Below are 14,596 nucleotides of genomic sequence, written 5' to 3' on the forward strand. Positions count from 1 at the left end.
AGACTTCGCAAGCGCGCGATTCGGGGTGTTGAACGGGCTCATTGAAGCGATTGGTTCCAGTCTCTCAATCGCCGATCAACCCGGAGCTGTTGGCCTTGGCCCCAGACACAGCCGATGCCCTGCCGGAGTTTCCGTTGCCGCTGACCAGCCCCGCGGCGCCCTGCGCCGACACGCCAACCCTTCGTTGACCAGGCAGGAGGCTCGTTCGTTGTCTTCGCGATCTTGCAAGCCGATCCCCCGATCGGTGTTCCAGGTCGTCAATGCGCAACCCAGGCGCCTGCGGCTGCGCGGCGGCGTCATCGCCCACCCCTGCCTCGACCTCGCCTATCTCAGTGCTCTGGTGGCGGCGCTGTCCGGCGTCGCCCGCGTGCGCATCAATCGCGGCGCGCGCTGCATTGTCGTGGACTTCGACGGCGACGCCGCGACCCGCACCCGGGTGCTGACGGCGCTCGCCAACATCCCGGACGACGCCTACCGCCCGGACGCCGTGCGCGAGCAGCCGCCCGACCCGTTTCGCGCCATTGCGACGACGCTGCTCGCGCTGGCGACGCCGCTCCTGCCGTTGCCGCTGCGCATCCTCGTGAGCTGGACCCTGGCGCTGCCGACCATGGCGAAGGGCGTGGACACGCTGGTCGAGGACGGGGTGCGCGTGGAGGTGCTCGACGGCTCGGCCAAGCTCCTGTCGCTGTTGCGCGGCGACTATTTCACCGCCAACGCCATCGGCGCACTGCTGAACTGGGGCGAGTACGTGGAGGCGACATCGGAGCAGCGCTCCAACGATCTGCTGAAGCGCCTGCTGACGCCGCAGACCGAGTCGGTGTGGGTGGTCCGCAACGGCGTCGAGACCAAGCTGCCGCTCGCCGAGGTGCAGATCGGCGACGTCGTCGTCTGCGGCCCCGGGGAGCTGATCCCCGTGGACGGCCGGGTTCTAGACGGCGAAGCCGCCGTGGACCAGGCGAGCCTCACCGGCGAGTCGCTGCCGGTGCCGGTGGGCGCCGGCAGCGCAGTGCTGTCGGGCTCCGTCATCCACGAGGGTCACATCCGCATCAGCGCCGAGCAGGTGGGGGCCGAGACCTCGATGGCGCGCATCAACCGCTTTCTGGAGACGGCGCTGCGCACCCGCTCCAGCGGCGAGGAGCAGAGCACCCGACTCGCCGACCGGCTGGTGCCGCTCACCTTTGCCACCGGGCTCGTCGTGTACGCGCTGACGCGGGATCTGGGCCGGGCGGCCTCGGTGCTGACGGTGGACTACTCCTGCGCCATCAAGCTCTCGAACCCCGTCGCGGTGCGCAGCAACCTCTACGCGGCGAGCCGCGCCGGCGTGCTGTTCAAGGGCGCGCAGGCGCTCGAGGATCTGGACCGGGTGGACACGCTGGTGTTCGACAAGACCGGCACCCTCACCACCGGCGACATGCAGGTGGCGGACCTGATCGCCTTCGCCGAGCTGCACGAGGACGGCCTGCTCGCCCTGGCCGCCGGCGCCGAGGAGCACTATGACCACCCCGTGGCGCGCGCCGTGGTCAACGCCGCCGCCGCGCGCCGCTTGGCGCTGCCGCCCATCAGCCAGGTGGACTTCGTCGTCGCGCACGGCGTGTCCGCTTTTGTAGACGATCAGCGCGTGCTGGTGGGCAGCCGGCACTTCCTGGAAGACGACGAGGGCGTGGACTGCACCGCCGCCGATGCACTGGAGGCGGACCTCTACGGCGCCGGCAAGTCGCTGCTCTACGTCGCACGCGACGGCGAGCTGGTGGGCCTCATCGCGCTGCGCGACCGCATCCGCCCGGAGGCGGTGCGGGCGCTTGCGGACCTGAAGCGCTTGGGGATCATTCGCACCGTGGTGCTCACCGGCGATCACCGCGATGCCGGCCGCGCGCTCGGCCGCGCATTGCCCGACATCGACGAGGTGCTGTGGGAGCTAAAGCCGGAGGACAAGGCCGTCGCCGTCCGCCGCCTCCAGGCCGAAGGCCGCCGTGTCGCCTTCCTCGGCGACGGCGTCAACGACGCCCCGGCGCTGGTCAGCGCCGATGTCGGCATCAGCATGCCGAACGGCGCCGACCTCGCCCGCGAGGCCGCCCAGGTGGTGCTGATGCGCCCGGACCTGGACGCGCTGGTGGTGGCCGTCGCCACGGCGCGGCACACACAGGCCGTACTCAAGCAGTGCGCGGTTGCATCGATCGGCATCAACAGCGCCACCATGGCGCTGGCCGTCGCCGGCCTGCTGCCGCCCGTGGCCGCGGCGACGATCCACAACGGCAGCACCGTCGGTATCCTCGGCTACGCCGCCCTGGCCGGGCGCACCGGCCGGGCGCTCACGCTGCCGGTCGCAGTCGGCGACGACGGCGCTGAGCCGCCGGATGAGGCCGCGGACGACATCGATGCCGGCAACGCGGACGACGCGGCCCCGGCCGCGCTCGCCGCGACGGGCGCGCGGCACCTTGAGCACTCAGCCAACGCGGAGGCGCGCGATGCAGATTTCGCTTGACCAGGCACCGGTGGGCGAGGCGCTCAGGCTCGCCGCGGTGATGCAGTGCCAGCTCGATGTCCGCCTTGCGCGGTTGGGGCTGCATCGCGGCTCCCTGCTGCACCGCGAGGACGAGGAGGTCGTTCTGGCGCCGGTGCGGATACTTGGCCCCCAGGGCGAGGCGACCCTGTCCGCCGGCATGGCGGCCAAGGTCATCGTGCACCACGACGACGGCCACAAGACCCCCATCATCGAGATGCTGCCCGGCGAGGCCGGCCACATCGAGGGCCTCACCAGCGGCGCCGGACTGGAGGCGGGGCTCGCCACGCTCGGGCTGCACGAGAACGACCGCGTGCAGCTCCTGCGCAAGATCCCGCCCATGCGCTACACGGCGCGCCTGGGCCAGCATCGCCGCGTGCATTTCACCGAGAGCGTCGCCGCCAAGCTCTGGGGCGAGCTGAACGGCCGCAACGTGCAGTTCGCAAACGCGCGCCGGGATCACCCCTTCTTCGTCACCGCTATCCTTGGCGGCAAGGCCGCGCGGGAACAGATCGAGGCGCTGGGCATCCGCCCCGGCAGCACCCTGGTCCTGGAGTCCATCGCGCCCGCGCAGGCCGTTGCCGACCTCGATGGCGGCGACCAAGAGCGCATCGTCATCACCAGCGACGATGGCTTGCGGCTGTATCTGACTCGGGCGCAGGCCGCGCAGGTCATCGTCGAGATCGGCGGCATCGGCACGCAGCCGCCGCTCGGCATCGGCAACGAGGCCGCGACGGCGCGTCCCGGCGATTGATCCTGCTGCCGTCGCCGCGCCGCCGGTGACCCTATGCTTGAGGGCCAAGGGCCAAGGTGCCCTCCTCGGCCCTTAGCCCTTAGCCCCCTTGGCGCGGGTGCACGCGGCGGTCGCCGCCCGCGCCGACATGAAGCGGACACATCCGCTTGGTAACCTCGTCGCCCTGCCGTCGGGCGAAAGCCGATCCGTCGATCAGCCCGAAGGCGAGCAGCACCGCAGCCGACCGCCCGGCTTGCGGCTGTATTCGGAGTTCTTCATGGGCGCAGACGCCGGGGAGCACCGGGCACAATCCTGCGCGCTGCGTCGAGGGCCAAGCAATGTTTCCGCCCCAAGGCTTCAGCAGGCGCGACCTGCTCCGCGCCCTCGCGAGCCTGCCGCTCGCGGGCGTCGCCACCCCGCTGCTCGCCGCGCCGACCTTCGCGCGCGACCCCTTCAGCTTGGGCGTCGCATCCGGTTACCCGCGGCCGGACGGCATGGTGCTCTGGACGCGTCTCGCGCCGGAGCCGCTTGCGCCCGCCGGCGGCATGCCGCCCGTGAACGTGCCGGTGCGCTGGGAGCTCGCGCGGGACCAGGGCTTTCGCGACATCGCCGCCGCCGGCACCGTGTACGCGACGCCGGACTGGGCGCACGCGGTGCATGTCGAGCCCTACGGCCTGGCGCCGGATCACGACTACTGGTACCGATTTCATACCGGCGGTGCCACGAGCCCCGTGGGGCGCACGCGCACCGCGCCGCCGCTCGATGCGACCGCGGCGCAGCTTCGCCTCGGGGTGGGCTCTTGCCAGCACTATGCCCACGGCTACTACAGCGCCTACCGGCATGTGGCGGCCGATGGCCTGGATCTGTTTCTGCACCTGGGCGACTACATCTACGAGCACCCGGGCGGGGCCGACCTGGTGCGCTCCCAGGGGCACGTGGAGCCGGTGACCTTGGAGGACTATCGCCGGCACTACGCCCTGTACAAGTCCGACCCGGCGCTGCAGGCCGCGCACGCGAGCTGCCCCTGGCTCGTGGTCTGGGACGACCACGAGGTGGACAACGACTACGCCGGCGCGTTGTCGCAGGACGACGACGAGCCGGCGTGGTTCCTCGCCCGCCGCGCGGCGGCCTACCGCGCCTACTACGAGCACATGCCGCTGCCGCGCGGCATGGTCCCGTTCGGCCCGCACATGCGCATCTACACCCGCCTGGACTACGGCAGGCTTGCGCGCCTGCACATGCTGGACGATCGCCAGTACCGCAGCCCGCAGCCCTGCCCGAAGCCCGGCCGCGCCGGCTCCAATATGATCGGCGGCGACTGCGCCGAGCGGTTGAATCCGGCGGCGACGCTGCTTGGCGAGCGCCAAGAGCGCTGGCTCGCCGCCGGTCTGCGCGGCTCCGCCGCCCGCTGGAACCTGCTCGGCCAGCAGACGCTGATGGCTGAGGCCGATGGCCGCGAGGGGCCGGGGGAGCGATTTTTCTCCGACGGCTGGGACGGCTATCCGGCCGCCCGGCAGCGGCTGCTCGACCTGTTCGCCCAGGACGTCTGCGCCAATCCCGTGGTGCTCGGCGGCGACGTGCACTCGTTCTGGGTCGCGGACTTGAAGCCGGACTTCGGCAATGCGCGCTCCCCAACGGTCGCGAGTGAATTCGTCGGCACGTCCATCAGCTCGCGTCCGCCCCCGGAGGACCACATCCAGGCCGCATTGCGTGAGAACCCGCATATCCACTACGCCACCGGCCTGCACCGGGGCTATCTGCGACTCACACTGAGGCCGGAGCGGCTCACGGCCGAGCTGCAAGGGGTGGCGAGCGTGCGCGAGCCCGAGGCACCCTGCGACACCCTGGCGACCTTCACCGTCGAGCACGGGCGCGCGGGGCCGGTGGCGGGCTGACAGCGCCGCGCGCGCATCCGCGCGGGGATTCAGCGCTGCCGATGCGGGCGGAAGATGCCGCAGCCGAGCTTGCGCAGCTCGCCCAAGCCCGCCTCCTGCAGGTGCACGCTGTCGTCAGGGCTCAAGCCGCTCAGCGTGACGGCGCAGCAGGGCCTTTCCTGCAGCGGCGGCTGCGCAGGTGCCGGCTCCAGCGAGACCAGGGCCTCAACCTCAAGCGCGTCGAGCTCATCGCTCAGCGCCGCGGCGAAGCCGGCCAGCGTGTCGCCGCCGACGCCGCGCGCCGAGCGCCGAGGCCCGAGCCAGTCCGGCCCGTTCTGCGCCGTCGCGAGCGTGACCCAAGGGGAGTGCAGCACCGCGCAGGGCTTGATCGCTTCCACCAGTGCCTGTGGAGCGAAACGGACCTCCAATCCATCGACGTAGAGGACGCCGCCTGCCAGACCGAGCACGCACGGCAGATCTTCCGCGGGCAGGCGCAGCAGCAGTGATCGGGCGCCCTCGCCGGCGCCACTGCGGCCCTCCGCCGCGTCCACCTGCACGGCCGCGATCGCGAGTACGTCCGTCGCTGCGAACCAATCCCCGCAGCGCGGTGCCCGGCACAGCGCGCGGTAGAGCGCCTCGGGCGCAATGAGGTCGAGCGGCTGGCCCTGGACCAGAAACCGCACATCTACCGTCGAAGAGATGACGACGGGTGCCTTGGAGTCGGCACAGCAATAAAGGGGCATCGACGTTCCTCCCTGCCGGGCGGCCGGTTGGCCGAAACGAGTTGATCAGCGTCAACGTCGTTGTAGCACGGCCGCCGGCTCACCCATTGAGCCGGCAGGCTGCAGGCGGTGCGCGTCCCAAGCACCGAGACCCAGCGGCCGCCGGCGCCCCTCGGGAGCAAGCGCCGGCGGGCCGGTCAGTCCTGCGCCGCCGCGTCAGCCTCCACGGTTTGGGGTAGGTCCTGGTTCACCGGCGACTCCGGATCGAGCAGATAGGCCATGACGTCGGCCATCTGCTCCGGCGTCAGCGTGCCGTGGTGGCCGAAGCGCGGCATGGTCGTGCACGGAAAGAACAGGTGCGCGTTGTACAGGATTTGGTAGGTGTGCTTGAGCATCGGCTCGCTCGTGCCGCGCAGCCGGCCATAACCGGTCAGGCTCGGGCCGACGGTGCCGTACGCGGTCTCGTTCGGGTCGAGCTGATGGCAGGCGTAGCAGTTGCCGCCGGGGGGCTGACTGTCGTGGTCGTCCGGGTTGTGGCCGATGCGATAGCCGAAGCCGGAGCGCGCGACCGCCTCGCCGCGCTGCCAGTCGCCGAGCTTCAAACCATCCTCCGGCAAGACAATGGAGGCGTCCGCCAGGGCGCTGATCTTGGCGGCCGTCGCGCGGTCGAGCTGCGCGCCGGCGCGGGCGATGGCGGAGCAGACCTTCTGGGTGCGGTCCTGCACCATGCGCTCGCGCGCGGTGCCGCCGGTCTGGGTGCCAGCTTCCAGGTCGAAGCCGCCGGCCTCGAAGATCAGATAGTCCGCGAGCTCTTCCGGGCTCATGGCCGTGTAGGCGGCCTGCGGCGAGGGCGGTGCGGCGGTGGCGGCGGGCAGGGCGAGCAGCGCTGCAGTCGCTGCGGCCACAAGGGTGGGGTATCGGATCATCATGCGGTCTACGCTCATGGCTGTTCTTGTCCTCAACGCTTCTTGTCCGGAAGGATCGCGGGCTGGCCCCGCGCGGCGTCGGTCCAGAAGGACATCAACGCGATGGCGGCGTCGGAGCCCGAGATGCTCTGCGGCTGGCGCATCTGCCAGTAGCAGCCGCGGATGCGGTGATTGCTGCTGCGCACCTCCTGCTGGCCGACGCGATAAGCCGGCCAGGAGATGGCCTTGCTCCACTCGTGCGGCTCGTTGACGCTCGGCAGCACGGACGCACGGATACGCTTGCCGGACTGGCCGTGACAGGTGCTGCAACTGAAGTCGGACGTGCCGGCGCGGCGGAAGAACAGCGCCTCGCCGGCGTCGCGCATGGCCTGCTCCAGCGGATGCTCCAGCGGCGGGTTCCAGGGCAGGCCGCTGGATCGATAGGCGATGAAGGTCTGGAGCTTCATCATGTCCGAGTCGGAGCCATGGCGGGTCTTGACCTCCGGGTCGTCCGCCGAGAAGCCCTGAATCGTCGTCATGCAGTGCGCAAGCCGGGTCTCGAGGTCCATGACCCGGCCGGTGTCCGCGAAGAAGCGCGGCAGCTCGACATAGGCGCCGTCGACAACGCCGGGCCCCTTGCCCAGGTCGCAGGTCTCAAGCGACACGTTGTTCGGGCCACGGGGCTCGCTGAACAGCGCTGCGCCTTCCTCCGCGACCCATAGGGCCGCGTTGTCCGGCATCATCATGATGTTCTGCTCACTCTGGGTCAGATACGCGGACTCGTTGTCGTCGATGAGCGCTTGCAGAACCTCTTCCGGCGCACGCCATTGGCTGTCTGCGAGCACCACGGTGGAGAGGCATGCCGCCAGGCAGGCCGCGCATAGGGTTAATCTCAGCATGGATAGGTCTCCTCCCGGTTCCTCGGGGTTGTAGTTGTGGGACAGCGGCGGGGCGGGTCGAGCGCAAAGGAGCAGAAAAGGACCCCCGCGGCACTGACGGCTCATCATGTGGTCGTCGCGGCGGCGCACACGACGGACAATTCGTGCGTAGTAACGAATTTTTCGCAACGCCGGTCCAGTGTCCGCGAACCGCGAACGGTGCGCTGGCCGAAGCCGTCTGCCCCGAGGAGCCCCGATAATGAGCAAGACCCTGGTCGTACTGGTGCCGGACTACCGCGGAGATCCCGCGAACCTCGCGCCGCTGAAGGAGCTTTTGCTGCGGGAGACGGACCTCGCCGATGCGCTTTGGCTGGACTTCGACTATCGGCTCTCGCCGCTCAGCAACCGCGACCCGGAAGGCATCGCCGAGAACCTGAACGCGACCATCGAGAACTACGTCTACGCCCACCGCACCCAGGTCGCGCGCATCATCCTCGCCGGCCACAGCATGGGCAGCACGCTGGTGCGCCGGGCCTTTCTGGATGCCTCCGGCTATGGCGCCAAGGTGGGCCGCACGGATGTCTGGCCCGGGCTCGTGACGCGGATCGTGCTGCTCGGCGCCTTCGGGCGCGGGTTCAGCGCCCACTTCGTCCCGTGGCGGCAGCGGATCTGGCTCGCGCCGCTGATGCGCCTGGCAAGCGCCCTCGGTTTCGGCGGCATGCTGCGGGCGATGCTGCGCGGTGCAGACTACATCTCGCGGCTGCGCATCGACTGGGTGCTGTTCAACCGCAACGAGTCGAACCAGCCGCGGGTCATTCACCTGCTTGGCACCAACGACCCCTTCATCCGCCCGGAGGACGTCATCGACCTGGAGGAGTTCCCGAACGCGACGCCGGTGCGCGTGCCGGGGGCGACGCATGCGAGCATCGTCCGGCCCAACGCCAACACCTCGACGGCGCTGGTGCGCGCCTTCCTGGGCGCGTCCCAGGCGGACGTGGAGGTGACCACCCCGGCCGAGGCGACACGGGTGTTCTTTCTGATGCACGGCATCCGCGACTCGCGCGAGTGCTTCCAGCGCGTCGCGGAGCAGCTTGAGCAACGCGACCCGCAGGCCAAGGTCATCGTGCCCACCTACGGCTACCTGTCCGCCCGGCGGTTTCTCAGCACCCGCGCGCGGAACAACCTGGTGCCCTGGTTCGTTGACCAGATCAGCGAGCAGCTCGCGCGCAACCCGAGCGCGACCTTCTGCTATGCGGGCCACAGCAACGGCACCTACATCTTGGGCGAGGTGCTGCGCCGCTTCCCCCGGTTGCGCTTCGAGCGAGTCTACCTTGCCGCGAGCCTGCTGCCGGCGGACTACCCCTGGCAGCAGGTCATCGGCGCGCGACAGCAGGTGCAGCGGCTGCGCTGCGACATGGGCTCGGAGGATTGGCCCGTCGGCGTGCTCTGCCGCGTGCTGCATCGGCTCGGCATGCGCAGCCTCGGGGCCGGCGGCGCCGACGGCTTCGAGTACGGCGACCGGGACCTGATCGGCTACAACCGCTACACCGGTGGCCACGGCGCCATGCTGAGCGGGCAGAACACGGACTCGATAGCCGACTTCCTGCTCACCGGCGAGCCGCTCGCGCGCGCCGACCTGCCGGCACCAGCGAAGCCATCGGCCGCCTTCACGCTGTTCGCCAAGTACGGCGACGTGCTGCTGCCGGGGCTACTCGGGATGTTGGCCGTGCTGGTGGCCGGACTCACGCTGCTGACGCCCTGGGGCTGGCTCCTGCCGCCTGCGCTCGCACTCATGATCTGGATCGTGCTCGGGCGGTTCTAAGGCTGCTGCACGTGGCCTGCCCCTAGCCACCGTGTACAGTCTTGCAACCGCGCAGCCGACCCTAGAAGCCCGGTTGACGGCACCTGCGCGGTGGTAACCGCTTATCGGCCCGACCCGACATTGTGGGACGACCAGGTCAGAACCCGGAGCCAATGATGCATTGCGTGATCTGCAAGCAGAGCGAACCCCGGCCCGGCACCGTGACAGTGACGCTGGAACGGGACGGCGCGACTGTCGTCGTCAACCAGGTGCCGGCGATGGTCTGCGACAACTGCGGCGAATAGTACCTGGACGAGGCCATGACGGAGCGCGTGCTGGCGATGGGGGAGGCGCGGGGGGCGCTGGGGGCGCTGGGGGCGCTGGGGGCGCGCACAATCGGGCTAGCGCGAACACAAAAAAGCCGCCAGTAGGCGGCTGATTCGTTTCGGTTATCTGGTGGCTACGGCTAGATTCGAACTAGCGACATCGGCATTATGAGTGCCGCGCTCTAACCAACTGAGCTACGTAGCCGGAAAGACCGCGAACTTTAGCCGGCCGGCTTGCCTCCGTCAAGCACGGGGACTTGGCCTTCCGCCGGCAGTTCTTCCTCCTCAGCCCTCGGCCCTCGGCCCTCGGCCCTGCCCCAGGCTACACATTGAACCGGAAGTGGACGACGTCGCCGTCGCGGACGATGTAGTCCTTGCCCTCGCTGCGGAGCTTGCCGGCCTCCTTGGCGCCCTGCTCGCCCTTGCAAGCGATGAAATCGTCGTAGCCGATGACCTCGGCGCGAATGAAGCCGCGCTCGAAGTCGGTGTGGATGACGGCGGCGGCCTGCGGCGCGGTGGCGCCCTGCGGGATGGTCCAGGCGCGGCACTCCTTGGGGCCGGCGGTGAAATAGGTCTCAAGCCCGAGCAGCCGGTAACCGGCGCGCACGACGCGGTTGAGGCCGGGCTCGTCCAGCCCCAAGTCCGCGAGGAACTCGGCGCGCCCGTCCTCGTCCAGCTCGACGATCTCCGACTCGATGGCGGCGCAGACGGGCACCACCTCGGCGCCTTCGCGGGCGGCGTGCTCGCGCACTCGATCGAGCAGCGGGTTGTTCTCGAAGCCGTCGTCGGCAACGTTGGCGACGATCATGGTGGGCTTGGCCGTGAGCAGAAAGAGATCCCGCAGGCCGGCGCGCTCGTCCTCGCCGAGGTCCATGGCGCGCACCGGCCGACCTTCGTCGAGATGCGCGGCGACGCGCTCCAGGAGCGCCTTGCGCACGAGCTGGGACTTGTCGCCGGTCTTCGAGGCCTTCATGGCGCGATCGAGCCCCTTGCCGACGGTTTCGAGGTCCGCCAGCGCCAGCTCGGTGTCGATGATCTCGATGTCGCGCACCGGGTCGACGCTGCCGGCGACGTGGGTTACGTCGTCATCCTCGAAGCAGCGCACCACGTGCGCGACGGCGTCGGTCTCGCGGATGTTGGCGAGGAACTTGTTGCCGAGCCCCTCGCCGCGGGACGCACCGGCGACGAGCCCGGCGATGTCCACGAACTGCATGGTCGTCGGCACGATGCTCGCGGGCTTGACGATGGCGGCGATGGCATCGAGGCGCGCATCCGGCAGCGGCACCACGCCGACGTTGGGGTCGATGGTGCAGAAGGGATAGTTCTCCGCCGCGATGCCGGAGCGGGTCAGCGCGTTGAACAGCGTGGACTTGCCGACGTTCGGCAGGCCCACGATTCCGCATTTGAAGCCCATGACGAAAGACCGATGGAAAGGTTCGACGGAAAGCCGGCCATGATAGCCCAGCCGCGATCCACGGGCTCGGGCCGATTCAGCAGCCCTCGCCCGGCGTGCGGTTGTAGACGTCCTCGAACCGAACGATGTCGTCCTCGCCGAGGTAACCTCCCGACTGCACCTCGATGATCTCGAGCGGCACCTTGCCCGGATTCTCCAGCCGGTGCGTAGCGCCGACCGGAATGTAGGTGGACTGGTTCTCGGCGAGCAGGAAGGTCTTGTCGGCGCAGGTGACCCGGGCAGTGCCGGACACGACGATCCAGTGCTCCGCACGATGGTGGTGCATCTGCAGCGATAAGGACTCGCCGGGGCTCACGGTGAGCCGCTTGACCTGGTAGCGCTCGCCCGCGTCGATGGACTCGAAGGCACCCCAGGGTCGGTGCACGCGCTGATGATGGCGGTGCTCGCTGCGCTGCGCGTTCTTCAGGAACTGGGTCACGGCCTTCACGTCTTGGGCTCGGTTCCTGTCCGCCACCAGCACGGCGTCGGGCGTCTCGACGATGATGCAGTTGTTGACGCCGACGGCGGCGACCATGCGGTGCTGGGCCAGCACCAGGTTGTTCTCGGCATCGTGCACGAAGGCGTCGCCGTCGAGCACGTTGCCGGCGGCGTCGTGCTCGCGTACCTCCCACAACGCGGACCAGGCGCCGACGTCGGACCAGCCGACGGACAGCGGCAGCACCAGGGCCGCCGGCAGATCGGCGCCATGCTCGGCGACATCCGCGGACAGCCGCTCCATGACCGCGTAGTCGATGGAGTCGCTCGGACAAGCCTCGAAACTCGCGGTATCGAGGCGCAAAAAGTCCCCGTCGCGGCTACCGCCCGCGAGCGCGGCCTCGCAGGCCGCCAGGATGTCGGGGCGGAGGCGGCGGATCAGCCTGAGCCACACCGACGCCCGCAGCATGAAGAGGCCGCTGTTCCAGAGGTATTCACCGGAGGCGAGGTAGCCCTCGGCGGTGGCAAGGTCGGGCTTTTCGACAAAGGCGTGCAGCCGATACGCCGCGCCGGCCAAGCCCGCGCGGGCGTGGGGCTCGCCCTGGCGGATGTAGCCGTAGCCCGTCTCCGGCTTGGTCGGCACGATGCCGAAGGTGATGACGGCACCGTCCGCGGCCAGCAAATAGCCGTCGGCCACCGCTGCGCGGAAGCCGGGCGCATCGGCGATGATGTGATCCGCCGGCATCACCAGCAGCACGGGGTCGGCCCGGGCCGCGTCGCCGGCGACGGCTGCCAGCGCGGCGAGTGTCAGCGCCGGGGCGGTATTGCGGCCGACGGGCTCCAGCAGGATGCCAGCGGTGCTGCGGCCAAGCACGCGAAACTGCTCGGCCACCAGGAACCGGTGCGCCTCGTTGCAGACCACGAGGGGGTCCTGCACATGGAGCCCCAGCCGCGGGTGCTCCTCGGCCAGGCGATCGAGCCGCTGCACCGTTGCCTGGAGCATCGTATGCTCCCCGGCCAAGGGCAAGAACTGCTTCGGATAAGCCTCGCGTGACAGCGGCCAAAGCCGCGTGCCGGAGCCACCGGAGAGAATGACGGGGAGTAGGGACATGCGGTTCTCGCGGAAGCCGGAAGGAAGAAGCGGTAGCGGATTAAAGCAACCACCGCACACAGGGTCAATTTCCGGCGCCGAGACAGCGGCCGTGCCGGGGCGACTCAGGTTGCTGGTCAGGTTGGTGGGCTGGTGGTTTGCCGGAGTTGGTATCCTACCGGAGAGCAGCGGAGGAAGACCCGCCCACCGTCGCCGGGCGCGCAAGCGTCATGCTGGGCAACTGCAAGCGCTGGCGCAACTGCCACCATCGACCACGACCGAGCGCCATGGTGAAACATCTGTCACCTGCCGACATCGCCGGGCTGAGCATCAGCGCGCTCAGCGAGCGCGTCGATGGCGACGCGTCCCTGACGGCGTCGATCCTGCGCCGGTTCGCCACGACCCAGCGCGGCGCCGCCGACGGTCTGCCCGCGTTGCTCGGCACGGACAAGGCAGCCGCACTGGGTCGCGCGCATGATCTGAAGGGCATGCTCGGCAATCTCGGCGCCGAGGACTTGTGCGGGCTCGCGGCCGCGCTGTGCGAGCTGCTGCGCCAAGACGGACCGGCCCCGGCGGACGCCGTCGCCGTTGCACAACAGATCGAGCGCGCGCTGCCCAGGCTCTGCGATGCCGTGATATCCGCGTTGCCGCCCGCTGCGGCAGACCCGATGGACAGCGAACCACAACGCGAGCCGCTGCCGCCCGCCCTGCTTGCGGTGCGGCTGGACGAGCTTGCCGAGTGGCTCCGCCATGGCCGCGCCCGGGAGGCCAAGGCGGCGGTCGCCGAGCTCAAGTCCCGCGCTGCCGGGACGCCGCTGCAACCCTTGCTCGAAGATGTCGCCGCGCTGGTGGCCGGGTACCGGCTGCGCGACGCGCTGTGCGTCCTGGAGCAGCGACCGCATGGATGACGGCATGGACGCGGCGCGCGCCAAGCTGCTCGTGGTCGACGACAACGAGAGCAACCTCGACATCCTGCTCGGCCTGCTCGCCGACTACGACGTGATCGTCGCGCTCGACGGCCACAGCGCGCTCGATCTGCTGCGGCACGAGACCCCGGACGTGATCCTGCTCGACATCGTCATGCCCGGCATCGACGGCTACGAGGTCTGCACCCGGATCAAGGCCGACCCGCGCTGGCGCGACATCCCGATCCTGTTCATCACGGCCAAGACCGATGAGGCGAGCCTCGTACGCGCCTTCGATGTCGGCGGCGGCGACTACGTCACCAAGCCGTTCCGCTCCCGCGAGCTGCTGGCTCGCGTGCGCATCCAAGTGGAACACCGGCGCGCCATGGAGCAGTTGCGGCGCACGGCCGTCACCGATGATCTCACCGGCGTGCACAACCGCCGCGCGTTCTTCGAGCAGGCAGCCAGACTGTTCCACGACGCCCAGACGGACGACGCGCCGCTGGCCGCGCTGATGCTGGATATCGACCACTTCAAGCACGTCAACGACAACCACGGGCACGCCGTCGGCGACGCGGCACTGCGCCGCTTCGCCGACGTGGTGCGCGCCCTGCTGCCGCCGACACACTTGTTCGGTCGGCTGGGCGGTGAGGAGTTCGCGCTGCTGGCGCCGCGCTGCAGCCTAGACGCGGTGGAGCAGTTGGCAGAGTCGATCCGTGTCGCCGTCGAGGGTCTGCGCTTCGCGCCGCCGCAACCGGATCTGCACATGACGGTGAGCATCGGGCTCGCGCTGCGCTGCGACGGCGCTGAAGACCTGGACGGTCTGTTGCGCCTCGCGGACGATCGGCTGTTTGAGGCCAAACGCGAGGGCCGCAACCGCGTGCGGCGCCTACGACACCAAGACTGACCGGCCATCGGCCCGCCCTTGAAGACCCAGCGTCACGGCTCGGGCAAGAGCCGGGGCGATGTGTCAA

At 69.8% G+C, this 14,596-nt stretch carries 12 protein-coding genes and 1 tRNA gene; 7 read left to right on the plus strand and 6 right to left on the minus strand.

Translation table 11 applies throughout. The features are described from left to right. Nucleotides 1-244: 244 nt before the first annotated feature. The 3 genes from ML01_RS00245 (at nucleotide 245) to ML01_RS00255 (ending at nucleotide 5,128) form a co-directional block, all read left to right on the plus strand. Nucleotides 245-2,482 (plus strand): heavy metal translocating P-type ATPase, encoded by a 2,238-nt coding sequence (locus ML01_RS00245; RefSeq protein ID WP_216819079.1) that lies wholly within the window; start codon nucleotides 245-247, stop codon nucleotides 2,480-2,482. Further along, entirely contained in the window at nucleotides 2,466-3,254 is a 789-nt protein-coding gene (locus ML01_RS00250; RefSeq protein ID WP_058553387.1) for a hypothetical protein, read from the plus strand. Before ML01_RS00245 ends, ML01_RS00250 begins: the two co-directional genes overlap by 17 nt. A 317-nt stretch (nucleotides 3,255-3,571) precedes the next feature. Continuing rightward, nucleotides 3,572-5,128, plus strand: coding sequence for an alkaline phosphatase (locus ML01_RS00255; RefSeq protein WP_058553388.1), 1,557 nt, complete (start codon nucleotides 3,572-3,574; stop codon nucleotides 5,126-5,128). Nucleotides 5,129-5,157: 29 nt separating this feature from the next. Here the strand turns inward: ML01_RS00255 and ML01_RS00260 are convergent, their stop codons facing one another. The 3 genes from ML01_RS00260 to soxA all read right to left on the minus strand — a co-directional run bounded on the left by ML01_RS00260 (nucleotide 5,158) and on the right by soxA (nucleotide 7,633). Then, nucleotides 5,158-5,850 carry a type I-MYXAN CRISPR-associated protein Cas6/Cmx6 gene (locus tag ML01_RS00260; RefSeq protein WP_058553389.1) on the minus strand — a complete coding sequence of 231 codons (693 nt, stop codon included), beginning with the start codon at nucleotides 5,848-5,850 and terminating at the stop codon, nucleotides 5,158-5,160. A gap of 176 nt (nucleotides 5,851-6,026) precedes the next feature. Beyond that, nucleotides 6,027-6,773: a sulfur oxidation c-type cytochrome SoxX gene (gene soxX / locus ML01_RS00265; RefSeq protein ID WP_254045091.1), complete on the minus strand. Its 747-nt coding sequence runs from the start codon at nucleotides 6,771-6,773 to the stop codon at nucleotides 6,027-6,029. Nucleotides 6,774-6,787: 14 nt separating this feature from the next. Further along, nucleotides 6,788-7,633, minus strand: a complete 846-nt coding sequence (soxA, locus tag ML01_RS00270; RefSeq protein ID WP_058553391.1) for a sulfur oxidation c-type cytochrome SoxA — start codon at nucleotides 7,631-7,633, stop codon at nucleotides 6,788-6,790. A gap of 238 nt (nucleotides 7,634-7,871) precedes the next feature. On the opposite strand from soxA, the gene ML01_RS00275 reads away from it, so the two are divergent. Further along, a complete protein-coding gene (locus ML01_RS00275) occupies nucleotides 7,872-9,434 on the plus strand; it encodes an alpha/beta fold hydrolase (protein WP_058553392.1) in 1,563 nt (520 codons plus the stop codon). A 155-nt stretch (nucleotides 9,435-9,589) separates the two neighbouring features. After that, complete coding sequence (locus ML01_RS26695; protein WP_082673834.1) at nucleotides 9,590-9,718, plus strand: type II toxin-antitoxin system MqsA family antitoxin; 129 nt, start codon at nucleotides 9,590-9,592, stop codon at nucleotides 9,716-9,718. Between the two features lie 149 nt (nucleotides 9,719-9,867). Here the strand turns inward: ML01_RS26695 and ML01_RS00280 are convergent. The 3 genes from ML01_RS00280 to ML01_RS00290 form a co-directional block, all read right to left on the minus strand. Continuing rightward, nucleotides 9,868-9,944: transfer RNA gene (locus ML01_RS00280), tRNA-Met, on the minus strand. Nucleotides 9,945-10,061: 117 nt separating this feature from the next. After that, the gene (gene ychF / locus ML01_RS00285) at nucleotides 10,062-11,153 is read right to left on the minus strand and encodes a redox-regulated ATPase YchF (protein ID WP_058553393.1); all 1,092 of its coding nucleotides are present in this window, start codon (nucleotides 11,151-11,153) and stop codon (nucleotides 10,062-10,064) included. 76 nt (nucleotides 11,154-11,229) lie between these two features. Further along, nucleotides 11,230-12,738, minus strand: a complete 1,509-nt coding sequence (locus ML01_RS00290) for a mannose-1-phosphate guanylyltransferase/mannose-6-phosphate isomerase (RefSeq protein WP_058553394.1) — start codon at nucleotides 12,736-12,738, stop codon at nucleotides 11,230-11,232. A gap of 266 nt (nucleotides 12,739-13,004) precedes the next feature. On the opposite strand from ML01_RS00290, the gene ML01_RS00295 reads away from it, so the two are divergent. Further along, on the plus strand, nucleotides 13,005-13,625 hold the full coding sequence (locus tag ML01_RS00295; protein WP_216819080.1) for an Hpt domain-containing protein: 621 nt from the start codon (nucleotides 13,005-13,007) through the stop codon (nucleotides 13,623-13,625). Next, nucleotides 13,618-14,529 carry a diguanylate cyclase gene (locus tag ML01_RS00300; RefSeq protein ID WP_254045092.1) on the plus strand — a complete coding sequence of 304 codons (912 nt, stop codon included), beginning with the start codon at nucleotides 13,618-13,620 and terminating at the stop codon, nucleotides 14,527-14,529. Before ML01_RS00295 ends, ML01_RS00300 begins: the two co-directional genes overlap by 8 nt. The last annotated feature ends 67 nt before the right edge of the window (nucleotides 14,530-14,596 follow it).

It is taken from the genome of Thiohalocapsa sp. ML1, from assembly GCF_001469165.1.
Lineage (GTDB): Bacteria > Pseudomonadota > Gammaproteobacteria > Chromatiales > Chromatiaceae > Thiohalocapsa.